General features: G+C 59.5%; 12 protein-coding genes. 1 reads left to right on the top strand and 11 read right to left on the bottom strand.

What is annotated here, in order from left to right; genetic code table 11:
• Positions 1-5 precede the first annotated feature (5 nt).
• The 6 genes from NKH28_RS27880 to NKH28_RS27855 all read right to left on the bottom strand — a co-directional run bounded on the left by NKH28_RS27880 (position 6) and on the right by NKH28_RS27855 (position 7,635).
• The gene (locus NKH28_RS27880; protein WP_352980902.1) at positions 6-398 is read right to left on the bottom strand and encodes a hypothetical protein; all 393 of its coding nucleotides are present in this window, start codon (positions 396-398) and stop codon (positions 6-8) included.
• 37 nt (positions 399-435) lie between these two features.
• Positions 436-1,779, bottom strand: coding sequence for a hypothetical protein (locus NKH28_RS27875; protein ID WP_352668508.1), 1,344 nt, complete (start codon positions 1,777-1,779; stop codon positions 436-438).
• 494 nt (positions 1,780-2,273) lie between these two features.
• Entirely contained in the window at positions 2,274-3,731 is a 1,458-nt protein-coding gene (qhpG, locus tag NKH28_RS27870) for a flavin-dependent monooxygenase QhpG (RefSeq protein WP_352668506.1), read from the bottom strand.
• On the bottom strand, positions 3,728-5,083 hold the full coding sequence (locus NKH28_RS27865) for a radical SAM/SPASM domain-containing protein (RefSeq protein ID WP_352668504.1): 1,356 nt from the start codon (positions 5,081-5,083) through the stop codon (positions 3,728-3,730). Before NKH28_RS27865 ends, qhpG begins: the two co-directional genes overlap by 4 nt.
• Positions 5,080-5,871, bottom strand: a complete 792-nt coding sequence (locus NKH28_RS27860) for a hypothetical protein (RefSeq protein WP_352668501.1) — start codon at positions 5,869-5,871, stop codon at positions 5,080-5,082. The genes NKH28_RS27865 and NKH28_RS27860 overlap by 4 nt, the downstream gene beginning before the upstream one ends.
• A gap of 36 nt (positions 5,872-5,907) precedes the next feature.
• Complete coding sequence (locus NKH28_RS27855; RefSeq protein ID WP_352980901.1) at positions 5,908-7,635, bottom strand: hypothetical protein; 1,728 nt, start codon at positions 7,633-7,635, stop codon at positions 5,908-5,910.
• A gap of 420 nt (positions 7,636-8,055) precedes the next feature.
• On the opposite strand from NKH28_RS27855, the gene NKH28_RS27850 reads away from it, so the two are divergent.
• Positions 8,056-10,785: a ferritin-like domain-containing protein gene (locus tag NKH28_RS27850; protein WP_352668498.1), complete on the top strand. Its 2,730-nt coding sequence runs from the start codon at positions 8,056-8,058 to the stop codon at positions 10,783-10,785.
• On the opposite strand, the gene NKH28_RS27845 is transcribed toward NKH28_RS27850, so the two are convergent.
• From NKH28_RS27845 to NKH28_RS27825, 5 genes are all read right to left on the bottom strand, one after another.
• On the bottom strand, positions 10,782-11,072 hold the full coding sequence (locus NKH28_RS27845) for a hypothetical protein (RefSeq protein WP_352668496.1): 291 nt from the start codon (positions 11,070-11,072) through the stop codon (positions 10,782-10,784). The two genes, NKH28_RS27850 and NKH28_RS27845, sit on opposite strands and share 4 nt — an antisense overlap.
• Positions 11,073-11,450: 378 nt before the next feature.
• Positions 11,451-12,080, bottom strand: coding sequence for a DJ-1/PfpI family protein (locus NKH28_RS27840; protein WP_352668495.1), 630 nt, complete (start codon positions 12,078-12,080; stop codon positions 11,451-11,453).
• Between the two features lie 46 nt (positions 12,081-12,126).
• Positions 12,127-13,623 carry a tyrosinase family protein gene (locus NKH28_RS27835; protein ID WP_352980900.1) on the bottom strand — a complete coding sequence of 499 codons (1,497 nt, stop codon included), beginning with the start codon at positions 13,621-13,623 and terminating at the stop codon, positions 12,127-12,129.
• Between the two features lie 424 nt (positions 13,624-14,047).
• A complete protein-coding gene (locus tag NKH28_RS27830; protein ID WP_352980899.1) occupies positions 14,048-16,030 on the bottom strand; it encodes a hypothetical protein in 1,983 nt (660 codons plus the stop codon).
• A gap of 92 nt (positions 16,031-16,122) precedes the next feature.
• On the bottom strand, positions 16,123-16,544 hold a 422-nt coding region (locus NKH28_RS27825; RefSeq protein ID WP_352980898.1), incomplete at its 5' end, for an IS66 family transposase.

The following is a 16,544-nucleotide window of genomic DNA, read 5'->3' as shown; positions in this document are numbered from 1 at the left end:
AAGCTCTAGAACCAGCTCTTCCAGAACCGTGGCGCGGGCGTCCGTGCATTTGTTGCGCCATCCGCCCCCCGGGGGGTGGCAGCATTCTTGGTCTCACCGTGTACGACTGCTGCGCCGCCGGCCGAAAGCCCCGCAGCGGACGCGAACACGAAGAAGCCGTTGACGATAGCTATCAGATAGATCGCAAACGGGCGCGCAAAAACGATCTGTCCCGTAGCCGGATCGATAACCGCAGCGACGAGACACAACACCAGCGAGACACCGAGGCCCAGCGCAGCTGCCGAGCCGACCGTTGGCCACACGCTACGCACGCCATTGACGATGGCGGTCGTGGCCGTCGCCGTGCCAGCAAAGGTCGCAAGACTCTGCCACGTAAAGAAGTCGTTCTGTCCATCCATGAGAGCCCCCAAACTCGTTGAGAAAAGCTGGTCGGTCCTAGCGTACCGGGTTGTTGACCAGACTATCGAAGTCGATCGACTGTAGCAGTTCGAAGGCGTCCGCTGGAGTGTCAGGCGCAAGCGCCGGTCCACCGACGTTGAGCTGCGGCGGCAAACAAATCGTTGGGACGCCCGCGACATCGAACGGTGCGCTGCCAGCCTTGGCCTCGCTGCACATGTTCTCAAGTCCACGCTGCAGCTGCAGCGAATAGTCCACGGAAGCGGCGTCGACGATTTCCGGAGTGCCAAAGAATTTGGTCTTGAGGTCAAAGACTTCGCCCGCCTTGATGTTGCGGAAGTAGTCGGTGAGCCGCTTGGAGACGTCAGTCACGGCTCCCGCCGGCGGCACATTACCGAAGTCGTCGCTGCGCGGGAACTGCGCACTCGCGTGGCAAGAGAGGCAAGAGCTCAGAAGGTTGTCGGCCGGGCCATTGGCGCGTCCACCCCAGCCCAGCTCTTCACGTCCGGTCCAACCAAACAGGATAGATTCCAGCGTCGGATCGGTCACGCTCTCGAGCAGCGGTTGTCCCGGCACAACGGTCGGATCGTTTCCCCAGGCCAGCCCCACGGGCCGCAGGCGACGCCATGGGTCAGAATCGGCCACGGCATTGTTATAGACGAAGGTGCCAAAGACCCAGCCGGTAGCGCTGTCCCGCGGGTCGCGCACCGCGATGTCAACCTGAAGCAGGCGCATCGACCGTTCGGTGCGGCCGTCGCGACCGTTGCCGCTACCGGTGTGGGTTTTCCAGATGGGCGCGCCGGCGAGGTAAGGCAGTTGTTGTTCGGTCGCCGATGTGAACAGCAGTTTGAACGACACCGTCCCGACCGGAAACAGGATGCTGTCGATGGCCGGATTGCACGGATCAGCATAGACCTTGGCAAACGTCGTTGCCCCAAAGCTGTTGTAGTACCCCACAGCCCAGGTGAAAAAGGTCGTGCTGGTATTTTCTTTGAGCTGGTTGGGCCTCGTCGGACGTTCCTGAGTGAGCCCGTGGAAGAACTCTCGGCCGTCTTCGCCCACGTGCATCCAGAGAGCATGGTACCAGCCCCGGACGCTGTTCTTGGTGACGTCGAAATCGACCGCATTGTTGCCTTCGTAGGCGTAGTCCAGAACAGCCCAGAGGTACGCTTTCCAGTCTGCATGGTAGTTGATAGACAAGAAGCTAGGCAGCGGCTCGCTCGTCGCCGCCGGATAGTCGAAATTTCCCTTGAAAGCCTCGGCGGCGGTGTGATTAGCAGGGATCGTATAGAACGTATTGTAGCTTGGAACAGTGCAGGTTGCGGCCTCGGCTGTGGCCGTGGAAAGCAAAACCGCGAGAACAGCGAACACGCGCACCAGCATGACTGAATTCTCCCCAAGTTCATCGAGACTAAGAGCATTAATAAACCCTGGCAAGAGGCATGCTACTCGCCGTCACACTGCCGTTATCCGCCGCCAGTGGGAAGAGTATATACCGGTCGCTTAGCCATGAGCGCTCCTGGATGGCGCGTCGCCAGTAGGAGGACCTCGCCTCGGCCAGCGTACACGCCATCTAATAGTTCTCGACGCCAAAGTGCATCGAGAGATTCACTCTTTCCCTCTGCACACCCATTGCCTCAGCGTTTGTCGCCAGGCATAGGAACAGGCCCGCAGCCCTGTTGACAATATTATCGGGTATGAGATTGGCGGGGCTCTCCTTGTGGAATTACACTATGATACCCGGAGGGAATAAACATGTATCTCGAAACATTGTGTATCAGAAATTTTCGCCCGTCTCAAGGATGTTCGCATAGATCTTGGCAATGATACATCTCGATCTTTGTTGTTGCGACCAACAACGGCAAGACGTTGCAGGTTCAACGCACGGACGCAGAACCATCTTTACTTGCGGTTTCCACCAAGGGGGTACAATCATTGTCGACGAGCAACCGACGCTGCCAGAACCACTGTAGCAATTTCAGAGCCGCCCCCTCAGGCAGCGAATCCGCGCTCCAGTCAGCGAAGAGCGACCCTGCTGTAACGCCGGAGATTACGCGCGCGAGCAGGCTGCGGATGCTCCGCCCGGCTAGGAACGCAATCGGCCGATCCAAGTCAGGATGGAAGAGCGCGGGCGCGAGTGCGATCACATCGCCGTCAATGACAGCGACGTCCTCGAGCCGTGCCTGCGGGCTCAATCGAAGCCTGGTCTCCGGCCGCAAGCTGTCGATGGCGAGTGGCTCTCGCGGAAGGTGCTTCAGGAGCGCACCCGGTCCGCAATAGCGCGACCAGAATGGCGATGGGTTGGAGATTGCCTGTTCGCGATACAGAGATTGGCACATCAAACGGTCTCGATACGCGGCCTCAGCCTGGCGTTCCGCATGAAACGCGAGAGCGACGTCGCGACGCTCGGGGTGCACGATCAGAGTGTTGACGACTATCGCCGACTGCTGGCCGTCTACGAGTGCGCGTTGAATGCCTTGCGACGATAGAGGGTCCAGCGAGAACGCGGCCTCTCCAGCAGCGATGATGCCGTCCATACCTGGCGCGCGCGCGATGCCGATCGCGGAGGCGTCGCAGGCTGTAACGGTCGAACCCAGCGCACCATCCCAGCGCAACGAACTGCCATTGACCGCTGCGAGAAATGTCGCGGCTGGCGTGTCTCCTGCGACCCGCAGGCTCCGCGGATCCACGAACACGGCTGCGTAGTGGATGCCTTCGACCAAGCTAGCCGACCAGAGCCAACTGCCGGCGGTGGCTTCAATTCTTGTCGCGTTGCGCACATGGGGCCGACCTCGCCAGCGCGCGCACAGCGCCAAGGTCGCAGGCGAGAGCCTGCGCCGCCTACCGCCGCTAAGGGCTTTGCGTCCAGTTGCATCAATGATATGCGCGGCGTGAATCGACGCTATCGTCTGGTTCGTGGTGATCGGCAGCAGCCAAGCACTGCCGATGTTCTGTGGCCGGCTTGCGACCGCGGGCGTCAATAGCCGTACGCCCCGCCGGCGCGCCGCGTCCATCAGGCAGGCGTCAAAGCATGTGCGGTCGACCAGGAAAGTGGTTTCGGCATGGCTGGCGCGATTCACGTCGCCGCCCCAAGTGACGGCCGCGACGTGAGAAGGCTGGCAGTGGGCATTTGCCAGCGCCGTACCGAGCCCCAACGCATTGAGTATTTTCAACGCGCCCGGAGTCAGCGATTCCCAACGGCGATTCTTGCCCAACGGCGAGGGTGCCACGAGGCACACATCACGGCCGAGATCGGCCAGCCGAAGCGCGGCGGCGACGCCTGCGGGTCCGGCCCCGACGACGCAAACATCGCAGCGGATTGCGTCGGCGGTCACCCCACGGCGACCTCCGAGGGTCGCGGTTCCGCGATGAACAGGTGCGGGTGTTCATCCGACAGCCGGACATAGGCTTGGAGGCAGTAGTGCAGCCAGCCGCGGATATAGTCGCAAGCCGGACGGCCGCGGGCGATGACCTCGTGGTGGCAGCCGCCACCGCAGAGATAGCGCGCCCAGCAATTGCGGCATGGGCTTTGTGCGTCGACATGACGTTCGGCCAGCCAGTCGCGCTGACGATCACCGTCGACTCCGCTGTCGAGCGCACCCAGTCGGCCGATCTCGTCGTTAACGAAACGGTGGCAGGCGAACAAGCCGCCGTCCGCCGAGACGCCTAGATAAGGCCCGCCGGCGCCGCAGGGATAAGGACGATGGGTGCCGCGATGGATTTCGGCCAGCGCCGTTGCCATGTTGGCGAAGGGATAGGGACGGCCGCTGGCGATGGCGTCCTCGAAAGCCCGGCCGCAATCGACCATCTGTCGGAGCATCTCCATCATGTCCTCTCCGGCCATCTCGCCCTGGCCAGTCGGCGAAGCGAGCATCGGTGAGAAGCCGACGCTGTGAAAACCCATGTCGATCAGACCGTCGAGCGACTCCCGCAGGCGCAGGTTGGCGGGCGTCACCGTGACACGCGCCGTGACCTGCATGCGCCGCTGCATCGCAAGCAGCGGCGCGACGCGCGCGACGATGCGCTCGAAGGTGCCTCTACCCGACTTGGTCGGACGTTGCTGATCATGCACCTCGCCGAGGCCGTCCAGGCTGATTGTGACGGCGAAGCCGTGCTGCTCAAAGAAGGCACCGTCCTCCGGCGTCAGCAGCGTTCCGTTGGTCGTGATGGAGAAGCCAACCTCGGCGCCTGTGGCCTGCGACCGCTGCAAGGCGTACCGCGTGGCTGCGACGATGACCTCGCGGTTGACCAGCGGCTCGCCGCCGAGAAAGGCGAGATTGACACGCTCGCCGGCCCGGGCGTTCTCGAACAGCCGGTCGACTGAAGCAAGCGCGATCTCGTGATCCATGCTGCGTGCCGGGCCGCCGAACTCGCCGCCCTGCGCGTAGCAGTACGTGCAGCCGAGATTGCATTTTTGCGCCACCGCTAGCGACAGCGCGCGCGTCGGGAAGGACGTGGGCGCAGCGGCTTCGATGTACGGGGGCGCATCGAGGCCGAAATCGAAGAGGAGGCGATCGAGGTGGCCGGCGTCGGTGTCCTTAAGCGCGGCCAAGACGCGCGACACGTTATCATCGGCCAAACCATAGACGCGTGAGCCGTTTGCGAGGAACAGATGCGGCGCGCCGTCAACATCGAAGAGGTGGGCTCGACGATCCACCGGCGCCGAGGCGAGGGGCAAGGCGCTCATGTCTCGTCCCTACCGCCGACGATGAATTTCAACGCGCCTTCCCAATCGCGATACAGTTCCTCGTAGGTCACTAGGTCGCTGTTCCGGATCGAGTATTGCGGCGGGGTGGCCGCCGTCCGGTCGCGGTGCCGCCAGTTGTGTCCATCAATCTTGCCATCGGCTCCGGCCTCGGCATTGACCAGGTCCGGTCTGCTCGCGGCCCAGTAGTAGCAGCCGCACTCCAGGAAGTCGGCCGACCAGGGCGAGCACAAGCCCTGCGTCAGATCGCCGGGCGCCGCCATGTCCTTCGACAAAGCTGGCCCCGTCTCTTGCTGGCCAGTGCTGCTGGTCCGCCGCTCGAGGATCGAGCGAACCTCAAGGTTGATCTCGACCTGCTGGTTGCTCCCGGTGTTGACAAACACGCAGCGTACGCGTTGACCGACGTTGCGGAAGATTGGCGCCAAGGCATTGAACCGTTCCAGCCCAAAAGCGCCAAGTTGCTCGCTTGGGCCGTTCGGCTGCCGTGGTCCCATGGTGCTACCGATCAGTTGATTGCCTTCAACTTCGACCAGAAGCCAGTCTTGGCTGCCCGCGAGTTCCTGCGGACCGCCGGGTTCGATTTCGACGACGAAGGGGAGCGACTCGTGAAGCACGACGCCGACGAAGATATGCCGCAGGAGGCTGCGGATATCGAATTCGAGTCCGGGGAAGCAGTTCGAAATGGCGGTGTACCCGGTCGTCGACGGCGGGTTGCCTCGGGCTCGATGCAAAATTTGTGCGGTGACGTTTTTCGGTTCAATGGACGGCATGTCGGTACCCCCGCATAATGTGATGTGTCGGAAGGCTCAGGCCATCGGCAGTGAGCGGATCCAGCGTTCGACGATTTCCAGTCCCGTGCGTCCTCCGGTATTGGGCACCACGCGCGAGTACGGCGCCGACATGGGATGATCCGCGCGCCGTAGCAGCCGCACGAAGGCGGAGGCGTCCGGGTCGCCGGGTGTGACCAGCGGCTGGCCCTCGACAGGCCCCGCCTCGCTTCCCTTGGCGACAGCGGTCCTCAGATAGTCCATCAGCCTCGTGTCGTCGGCGAACAGGTCGCCGAGCGTTCCGCTGCCATCCACATCGATTGCCCGGTGCAAGGGTGCGCGGTTTCGAAAATGAGCGATCAGGGCGCGCATATCGTCCTCCGCCGTGTCGGCGATTGCCGGCATCGCGCTTGCGACGATCAGCCCGTCGGATATCCGGCCGGCGGCGGCCGCCTCGATCTTGGCGATCTGCCGGCGTGTCAGCGTCAGATGCTCCGCGTCCCCGCCTCGCATCATCGCCGGCATCCGCCGACGCCCGGCGTTTGTCAGGTCGCCTGCATTCTCCGGCCGCCGAAGGATATTGGCGAACCACGGCTGCGCGCCGTCGAGCAGCGCCGCCAGAGCTTCCGCGTGAAAGGAGCGCACCTGCGTTTCTTCAACTATTGCTGGAAGGAAGATCGGCTCCAGCGCGCGTCCGGGGCTATTGGGCCGGGCGTCGTGCCCGGACATGTTGGAGGTCGTCCCGAGGAAGGGCGGGCTGCCGTTCATGGCTTCGGTGTTCATGAGCCGCACCGTTTCGAGTGCGCGGCGAATGATATCAATCATTTCAGTGCGTGGCACATCACCGGGTACTTCATGCCCGTGCAAGATCTGTTCGAACTCGTCGCTGACTGTGCGCACGTGATAGCTGTCGGGTGCGAAATCCGGCGGCCCCGACGCAACATGCGCATGAGCCGCGCGCTCGACGCCATTGACCTGCAGCTTGACCTCGATGAGGCCATCACAGGCGTCGTCAAAATAACCGAGACTGACGCCGTCTTGGCCGCTGGCATAGATGCCGCCTGGATTTGTGCCAAGCGGCACGTTCGGCAGATCGTCACGATAGTTGTCCCAATTTCCTGTGGCTGAGTCGTAGACATCGTCGACAAGGTTGGGATCGCCGGCGCGCGGCCCGAACACGCGGCCGGCTGCCGGCGTGAAGCGCAGTCGAATCTCGGGAAACTTCGGCGTGGGCTTGATATACTGGACGTCCCCGAATGGAATTGATTTGCCGGCCTTGAAGTTGCCGGCGGTTCCCTTAAGCGGTCTCTGCGTGTGGTCGCGGATGTCGTCGACAGTGGCTGTGACGCGATCGTTCGCATCGCCGGTCCGGCGAAAGGCTTTCTGGTTTACGACCTCGACACGCCAACTAATGTCGCGTGGTTTCAGCTTGAGGTCTGTCAGATGCTGCCGCGTAAGGGGCTCCAAGTTGCCGTCATCCTCAAAGCGAGCCCAGACCTCTAGAAACGGAGCAACTGGCTTCACCCGCCCTTCGGCATCGCGGAAAGCGACACGGTCGGGCGTGGACTCCTGGGAGATGCCTCCGTCAACCACGATGAGCGTTGGCGCGGGCACGAGGCTCCGGAAGCCAGTGCCGTCCTGGCCATTGGCTGGATCGTGCGGCGGCAGGACGACGTCGTAGTTATCCATAGGCTCGGCCGACGAGCCAAACCGTGCAATCGCGAGTGAGGGCAAAAGGCGGATTTCTTTGATGTCGCTGATGGCCATGCAATTCTCCGTCCACTACGGTCGTTTGAGCGACACGACCGGCCGACAAGCGCGCGCCGGCACGGAAGGCGCTGCACGCGCCCATTTAGGCAATCTATACTTGAATATTTAGGTCAGTTATCGGTACCATAGTAATGCCCCGCGATTATTGTTGCAAGGGAAATGCAATCATGATGCACTCGAAATGCAATCATGCTGCACTGCAGATACGTGGTCGGAACTAGGCACTCTTTCGCAGGCGGGAAGGCTTCACCAAAGATTTGGCAGCTCTCCGGAGCTGTTACCAGCTTCGTGCCAGTGCAGTCTTCCTGGCCATCGGCATCATGACCTGGTCGATCACGTGTAGCTTTGCGTGCAGAAGATGAAGACAGGCGAACAGAGTCGAACAAGAGAATTATTGAATCCGGAGGAGGCGACAGCGTGACTAGATTCCAACGCGTTATCGAAATACTTGACGGCGCTGTCGGAGGCTCGAACGCATCCGTCGGCTTCCATGGCGCCTTCTGGCGCAACATCACGCGCAACGACTTTGTCGCGAAGAAAGTATTCGGCTTGCAGTTGATCACCGTTGGCGACGGCGCAGGCTCCAATCTGGTCAAGGCGCTCAAAGGGCAGCCGCCGTTCGGCGCTGACCTTCCCAACGCGCCCGACGATGCCTCGTTCAGTCGCATGCCGTCGGGACTCGACCCCGTGGCCGCTTCCGAGATCGCGTTCATCGAGACGTGGATCAATGAAGGCTGCCTGGAGGATGAAATCCCGATTGCGGCCGCACTGACGTGGCGCAAGACAAACGCACCGACTGCCAGCTCCCGGACGGACGATATCTGGTTCATCGATCCGCGCGTAGGCTGGGCCGTGAACAGCGACGGCAACATTATCAAGACGGAAGACGGCGGTGGTGCGTGGGTGGTCCAGCATTCGGCGCCCGGCGTATATTTGCGCTCTGTCGCCTTTGCCAACGCGAACTTCGGATGGGTTGGGACGCTCACCCGAAATCGACGGCTCTACCGAACGACGAATGGCGGAACTAACTGGGACGAGGTGAAGCCACTGCCGGCGAATGCACCCGCGGCCGTGTGCGGATTATCGGTCGTCAACGAGCTAGTTGTGTACGCCTCGGGCTCAAACCGGCCCAACGACGTCCCGGCTATGATGAAGACCACCGATGGCGGAGCCACGTGGTCGGCGTGGGACATGACGGCGCATGCATCGATCCTCATCGATACCTATTTCACGGATGCGCTGCATGGCTGGGTGGTCGGTGGCAGGGCTGCCGAAGGCACCCCGACAACCAGAGACAAGGTGAAACCTGTCATTCTCGAAACGACGGACGGCGGCGGCACTTGGATTAACCGGCTGGCCGGGCAGGAGGCCCAGTTCCCCTTAGGCGAGTGGGGCTGGAAGATTTTCTTCGTCAACGATCGAGTCGGCTTCGTTTCGCTTGAAAATTTCACTGCGGCGGCGGTCGCCAAGACCACCGACGGCGGGCATACCTGGAGCCGGGTGGAGGTCAACGACGGCCAAGGCAACGCAAACCTTGAAGGGGTCGGCTTCCTCGATGAGCGGCGCGGCTGGGTTGGCGGCTGGGGCTCAAGTGATTTATCGAAGGGCTACTCGAGCGCCACGCTCGACGGCGGCGCGACATGGACTGCCTCCAACGAGATTGGCAAGTTCATCAACCGCTTTCGCTTCTTCGGAAACCCGGTGTCGATGGGATATGCTTCGGGCGACACTGTCTACAGATATTCATCCGATCCGGTGCCCATCGCTGAGGTCTCGATGGTCGCGGCGCAAGGGAGGGCGGCCGAGTTGTTGCCGGACAGACGCATCGCCGCTGTGGGGCCATCTGCTTCCATCACGATGCTTATTCCGGCGGGGACCAAACGCCTGACACTCGATGTCTGGGACCGCTTCGGTCTCGAATTCGGGCGGCTGCTCGACGAGATCAAGCCGCGTGATGGCTGGCGGACATTCGAGTGGGTGGGGAAGGACGACCTCGGCGCTACGCTCCCCGCGGGCGACTACATCGTTCGCCTGACCGCTGATGACATGACCGCAAGCAGCATCGTCACACTCGGAAACACGCCGGCTGCCGTACGCGCGCAAGGACGTCGCGTTGCGGCGCCGACCCTGTCTCTGGCGGCGCCGCGCGCCGGACGCTTGACCGTCGCGGCGCTGATGGCAGAGACGTCGCCCAAGCGCGATCTTCAGTGGCTGAAGGACGCGTTGCAGATCGCTATCCAGCTTGAGCTGGCGACGATTCCGCCTTACCTGACCGCGTACTGGACCATCAAGGACGCCACACACGAAGCCAAGCGCTCGATCAGAGAGATCTGGCGCGAGGAGATGGCCCACTTCGGGCTTGCTTGCAATTTGCTGGTCGCGATTGGCGCCACGCCGTTGCTTACCGACCCTGCCGTTATACCGAACTATCCAGGTCCACTGCCCGCCGGCGTCCGTCCGGGACTGATCGTGCCGTTGCGAAAATTGGACAAGGCGCAGGCCAAGGTATTCATGGACATCGAGTACCCGCAGGATGGACCGCTGGCACTCGTGGCGGCAACAGAGGCCTTCGATTCGATCGGCGAGTTCTATGCGGCGATATTGGAGGCCTTCCGAGAGTTGAATCCGACGCTCACCCTCGACCGGCAGCTCTCCTCCCTCGGTTTGTTCAAGATCGGAACAATTGCTAAGGTTCAAGATGCCATCAAACTCATCAACTTGCAGGGTGAAGGGTCGAATGTCACTCCCGAGGAGGGGCCTGGCGATCTCGCGCACTATTATCGCTTCGGCGAGATCTACAATGAAAAGCGCTTCAATCAGGATCCGGCGACTGGGAAGTGGCGCTACGATCCCTCCGCGCCGGTGCTGCTTCCCGATGTATGGGACATGGCCGACATTCCGGTAGGTGGTTATCTGCAGGCCGATGTGCCGGATCTTGCAACGTGGGACCTGATTCATACCCTTGATCAACGTTACTCGAGCATGCTTCGTTTTCTTGAGGCAGCCTGGCTGAACGGCGACGCGTCGTCTCTCTTCTCGGCGCTCGAAGAGATGGGCGAAATGGGTACGGCTGCCTCCGAGCTGGTCACCAAGCCACGGTCCGACGGCGCTGGAAACTATGGACCTTGTTTTCGCTATATCCCCTAGATGTTATCACGTTCCATCCTGACCACCGACTCTTGAACGTCTAGGCGCTCTGCAAGCGTGCCGATGATTTTTTTGGGCGAAATTGACGATAGAGGATCCACATTCGAGGGGTCTCCAACACTCGTGTTTATTGAGACGAATTCGTTGCTTTTATCCAGCTCAACCGTAACCAGAGAGCCATAGACCGGTATTTTGTGGAAGTATTGGCGAAACTTTACATATTGGTGTTCCAGAAATGGAATCCGGTCTATGCCAAGCACCTTATATTCGGCCGCCAAGTCGTTCATGGTCGGTGCGCGAGCAATCGTGTTCGGCCCCGAACCGAGAACTGCGTCGATGTAGCGGCGCGGCGCTTTCGGGATCGAGTTGACGCAACGTCTCGGCTACGTTCGGCTGAACGGAGTTTAACGTCAAATCCATGGCCTTATCGTCACGATGCATTCGAATAGACGTCATGCCACTGGCCATATCGATCTCCGTTAGACGAGACGTAAAACTACTTCAGTGCAAAGATTGGCGGCGTTGCCGTTCCTGCCACGGCAGCAGCAGGCGCAAACGCCAGCAGAACGGCGGTGAGGAAGCTCGACTTGCAGCCACCCAATCTACCGACGCGAATCCTGCTATTGTCTCCATTGATGATGCAACGATTGCGTTCGTTTCACGGTTCACCACTGCACCCTGCAGATCGGTGGTGGCGACGGAATTTCGCCGGCCACAGGTGGCTCAGGAAAGTACTGGGTCGTGATCTGAACCCCTATCGCAGTCTGTTCGTCAAACAGCATCGAAATCAGTTGCAAGGCCTCATCAAGCCCCGAGGAGATGCCGCCTCCCGTGAGGCGGTTCCCCGAAACGACAAAGCGAGGATGTCCGGCTGCGACCTGGATCCTAGGAAATCGCCGCAGGCATTCGGTGAAGGCCCAATGTGTCGTGACCCGATGTCCATCGAGCAAGCCAGCTCGCGCCAGAAGGAGAGCGCCTTCGCACACTGAGCAGACCCATTTGGCGCCGTGTCCGACCTGCTGCAGGTAAGCTGTATAGGATGATGCCTGGTCGGACATAATCAGACTGAGCGCCGAGGGTGCACCGCCAGGTACCCACAAGACCTCAAATTCCGGCGATTCTGCAAAGCTGGCGTGCGCTTCAAAGCGGACACCATTCATTGTGGTGACAGAACCGCCGTCTGAAGACACGATCTTCGCCGACAATTTGCTCTCGCCGACCCATGTGAACATCTCGAGAGGTCCCGCGACGTCAAGCAGGTTAACGCCGTCATAAACAGGGATCCCCAGCTTCACCTCAAATTCTCCTAGTCGTTTTAGCGCTAAGCGCCTGGGGCGGCGTCTATTGGTCTTGGAGCAGCAGCCTCGCATTGATCGTTGGACTGCCAGCACCGCCAAGAGGGAAGGCTGCTCCTATTTCAGCTTGCGAAGGCACTTCTATCGAAATGGAAATCTCCCGCCCGACGACCTTCTTCTGTTCGATGCGAAAGTCCAAGTTCACTAGCTCCTGCTTGGCGCACGTCGCGCACTTCTTAGGTGCGTCGGGTTGAAAGAAAGCTCTACGAGCCACCACTTTGCCATCGGCCAGCAAGTTGACGATAAACGATCCCGGAATATTGAGCCGCGCAATATTTTTCACGCGGATGGACACAGCGTCTTTTCGTATCTTGAACTTTCGATCAGCAGACAAGCTCCCGAAGGTGTTTTCGAATGCTACTGGAGTATCGCTCACACTTGCGTCTCCTTCATAACCGACGTCCAGTTCAATCGACTGGGCGTTTGTTGACATGAATGGCGGCAGGCTGTCTAAGGGGGCCGGACCATCTAGCCAAGTCATGTCTCCGGTAACTGTTGATTTGAAGCCTTGAAGAGTCGTGGCATCCACTGATTGTTGCCACTCAAGCCAAAGACGATCGAGGTTGCAGTGAAAGAACCAGAAGACCGGGTCGAAAGCTGCTACCTCTTGCGCGGCCATTGTGGGACCGATGGAGAGGTGTCCGGAATCATGAGCCTGTATGCTAAACTTTTGATAGCCGCCTTGATTGTATGCGCCCCACATTGTCTGTGAACGGGACGTCTCGATATCATCGAGCATCCCGAAGGCTTTCACATTGGCTTCGATGGTTGCAGGGTCATTGCGCTCGATCGTGTATGGGTAGTATTTGCCTGGTTGAGGTGCCTGTGACTGCAAACCTGGATCGATAGGCAGCGTGTAGGTAGCGAATGGGTCTTCCGACAGCAACGGAGGCAACGGTGTCTCGATATCCCAGTAGGGAAGGGTTACGCCCTCGCAACCAGGAACCGAGCGGAGTGCGTCCTCGAATGTTCTTAGAAAAATGCGGTGCCAAGGATTGTATTGATTGATGTGATGAGAACACCATGAGCCCGGCAGACCATGCAGGCCAGCGATAGCGTAGTAGCTGTTTGAATCCAACGGGTCACGGTCCATCAGTCCCTGGAATGCTCTCTTGAGCAAGGCGGCCTCTCCAGCGGTCAAGTTGCGGACGTTTTTCCGCAGACGGGAGGGAGTGCGGGGAGCCACGAGCTGCAAACCTGCCTGCTCCTTAGGCGTGCCGACCGGATAGCTGCGCAAGATCCAGTTTAGAAATGTCTGCTTCCGGTTTGAACTCCATTTTGCCTCCTTTTCAGGCGGCATGTCCCCTTCCGGACCAGTGTGTGCATAAACGGCGAGTGCATTTCTTTTGACCCCCTCGTAGGAGCCCAGGTCGAACCCTTTCTGTCCCATATGGTCGATATCTCTATCTCGAAAGAAATACCGAATGTCCCCCATATAAGTCGGCTCAACTACAACTTGGTCGCCCTGTTCAGGTGTCAGCATTGTCCCCTCCCTTTTCGGCCATAGGCAGTCATGTCAACTACCCCCCCCGAGACCCGTCGATCCCGCAGTCGGACCCGGGTGCGCTCACTGAAATAAATCTGGTAGCGAGAAGCATCCTTGCAGTCTGTGCGCTGGTTGCAAGCACGATTGCCCAATCACGCTGCCAGCACAATTCAAACCATGGGAAAGCCTGAAAAGCAAGGAGATCAGTGAAACCGCTGGCGATCGGCGTGGTGAACATAGCAAACCATCTCAGGATCCGCCGAGCGGATCGTTGAAGGCAGTTTAATACATGACTGATAAATGTTGGTTGCATTGTCCGCCCTCTCTGAGTCAGACCGCGAACTTTTTGTTGCGCGGTTCGCTGCAATAGCTTGCGACGGCACGGCGAGGTTTCCTTGAAGTGTGCTACGCGAGGCAAGGCCTATCGAGGTCCCTCAGCTGCTCGTGCGACGATGTTCTCGATCGCCGCTTTCGGCAGGTTGACGTAGGTAAGTACACCGTTGAGATCATCAATCCAGTTTTCGTACCGATCGGCAGGGAAGAGGCCGAATGCGTCCGCCCCCTTGAGGAAACCGTTGGTGGCGTGGAAGCCCAGAGACCTGTAGACCTCGAATTGCTCTTCGCTGAAGAACTGGTCTGCCGTGGTCTCATGGGGGTACTGAGGATAACGCTTTTGGTAGTCGAGGATAAGGTCACTTTCGTCGCCCGACATCGAAGACTTTATGTAAATTATTACCCCACTGCCAAGTGCCCCGTAATCAATTCGTCCCACGGCTACGTGCGGCCCCTGATGCGGCTCAGGCACGATCGGCCTATCCCAGTTAGGATCGCTTACCTCCTTTGTCCGTTTGCGCAAAACCTCCCACGGAAGATCGATGCGCGCACCGAGATCGATACGCGCGTGTCTTTGCAGGCGAATGAATGAGGTGAACGTCATGGCAGGATCAGCTTCAGCATCAACCGCCATGATGAGCCGGCAACGCCGCTTAAGCAGTTCATACAAGCCCAGATTGTCGAAGTGGCCTCCGTCTGTGAGATACACGTTTCTGGTTCTCTCGTTGAGCCAACCGAACGACTCTTGAGCGTAGTACAGCGGTCCGAGCCGGGAAATGAGCCGACTCTTCCAATCCCAATTGAGTACCCGCCACGGGTTTGGCAGCCAGTAGCCGAGGCGCACGTTCAACGCGGCGAGACTGAACGTAAGAGCCTTGATCGTCTGATATCCCATGTTTGCAGCTGCAGCCGCACCCGAGGCGGCCATTGCGGTCCCCAGATTAACGTTCCTGTCAATTCTCTCGATGACCCCGGACCTCACAAAGCCAGTGGCCTCGCTTCCCATGAAAAGCGGTGTAAAAATAAACGAGTCGGCATTTCTGTCCCTACGGTTCAGATACTTGGAGCTTTCGAGGTTCACCGCAGTGTTGACGATTAGATAGGGAGAGAAGCGAATGTCATCGTCCCAGATCGCACCTTTCTTCTTCTTCAAGGAGGAGAATGTAAATTTATCCACGTCGATCGGAGGCTCGGCTTTGAAGCGTTCCCGCCCTTCGGCGATCCACTTGTTGAGCCTACCTTTGAGGGGGAGGGTCTGACTCTTGGTGGTGGTAACGAGCTGACTCTCGATGGAGGGAAGAGGCTGATTCTCGGCTTTGGCTGCCTTCTCCAATTCGTCCCGGCGCCACAAAAATGCGCGGCTTAGCCGATCCCTATAGTAGTAGTGAAGCGATCCCGAATTGGGCGCAACAAAGATTGCTACCAAGGCGGCAATCCCACCAACCCAGAGGTAGAATAAGGCTGGCGTACCTGCCAATGGATCGTGGACCAGTAACCAGGTCAGCCACGACGGTACTTCAAGATGACCCGGAGGGGGCTTATCCATGCTATATCGGATACCCCAGTATGAGAAGAATATGTACAGCCCCCAGAGCAGAAGCGGAATAATCGTTGCCACGAGGTAGAGAGCAGCTTTGCTGGCTAGCCGCTTCAGGGTTCCTGCAAACGTAGTGTCGCCGATCGTCGCCCGGACAATGGAAGAAAGTTTGCCAGCTGCAGCCGCCAGCACTCCACCTACAGCAGCGAGGCCAGTCCATAGCTGTGGGAGAGAGGTTGAGAACCACTTCGACCAGTAGCCGGTCTCGTAGAGCAGAAGATACTGAATAACGTACGCCTGCAATTCGAGGAGAGCGACGACGACTACGAACAACGGCAACAGCAGCATTGCCTTCGCAAACTTCTCCCTCCTCCTGAGGTTCCAGCGAGGCGGCGCTCCCATGATCGCGACCAAGATCTGGCTCGCTATAAACCCGCAGGCCAGGATACCAGTCCAACCAAAGAGACCCAGTCCGCCCATCCATGACGCAAGGTGTTCCGGCGTTGGGCTGATAGCTACGGTCACTGCCGCCATCAGCAGAATGATCGTAAGCGCGATTTTCCCTGCACGTTGACGCCGGCGCTTTCGACGGATGGCCTTCGAATTGGGAACGGTATCTGGTCTGATCAGGCTGCTGTTGCTTTGGCGAAGTTGAAGGGCAGCAGATCGTAGATATCAGCGTCCTCGTTGCGTTGAGGCAATTCGGTGAGGACGTGGCGCAGCCACGCTAACGGCTCGACGCCACAAGCGCGGCAGGTCAACATCAGGCTGTAGATGACGGCGCTGGCCCTGGCTCCGTCGACGGTATCGCTGAACAGCCAACTTTTCCGGCCAGTGGCAAAGATTCTGATGTCACGCTCGAGAAGATTGTTGTCGATCGGCATGCTGCCGTCCTCGGTGTAACGAGTCAGATATCCCCATTGGTTCAGCGTGTAGGAGACGGCCTCGCCGAGCTTGCTGTCCGGCAAGACTTTTGGGGCGATGTCGTCGAGCCATGCCTTGAGAGCATGGAGGATGGGGACACTATGTTGCTGGCGGAAGCGGCGAA

The sequence above is a fragment of the Mesorhizobium sp. M1227 genome (assembly GCF_040318315.1).
Classification (GTDB): domain Bacteria; phylum Pseudomonadota; class Alphaproteobacteria; order Rhizobiales; family Rhizobiaceae; genus Mesorhizobium.
This window is presented reverse-complemented; position numbering and strand designations above follow the sequence as displayed.

Excerpts from the sequence above, each read along its gene's own strand:
- NKH28_RS27855 (WP_352980901.1), bottom strand. The coding sequence starts at position 7,635 with ATGGCCATCAGCGACATCAAAGAAATCCGCCTTTTGCCCTCACTCGCG.
- NKH28_RS27880 (WP_352980902.1), bottom strand. The coding sequence starts at position 398 with ATGGATGGACAGAACGACTTCTTTACGTGGCAGAGTCTTGCGACCTTT.
- NKH28_RS27835 (WP_352980900.1), bottom strand. The coding sequence starts at position 13,623 with ATGCTGACACCTGAACAGGGCGACCAAGTTGTAGTTGAGCCGACTTAT.
- NKH28_RS27830 (WP_352980899.1), bottom strand. The coding sequence starts at position 16,030 with ATGGCGGCAGTGACCGTAGCTATCAGCCCAACGCCGGAACACCTTGCG.
- NKH28_RS27865 (WP_352668504.1), bottom strand. The coding sequence starts at position 5,083 with ATGAGCGCCTTGCCCCTCGCCTCGGCGCCGGTGGATCGTCGAGCCCAC.
- NKH28_RS27860 (WP_352668501.1), bottom strand. The coding sequence starts at position 5,871 with ATGCCGTCCATTGAACCGAAAAACGTCACCGCACAAATTTTGCATCGA.
- NKH28_RS27875 (WP_352668508.1), bottom strand. The coding sequence starts at position 1,779 with ATGCTGGTGCGCGTGTTCGCTGTTCTCGCGGTTTTGCTTTCCACGGCC.
- NKH28_RS27845 (WP_352668496.1), bottom strand. The coding sequence starts at position 11,072 with ATGAACGACTTGGCGGCCGAATATAAGGTGCTTGGCATAGACCGGATT.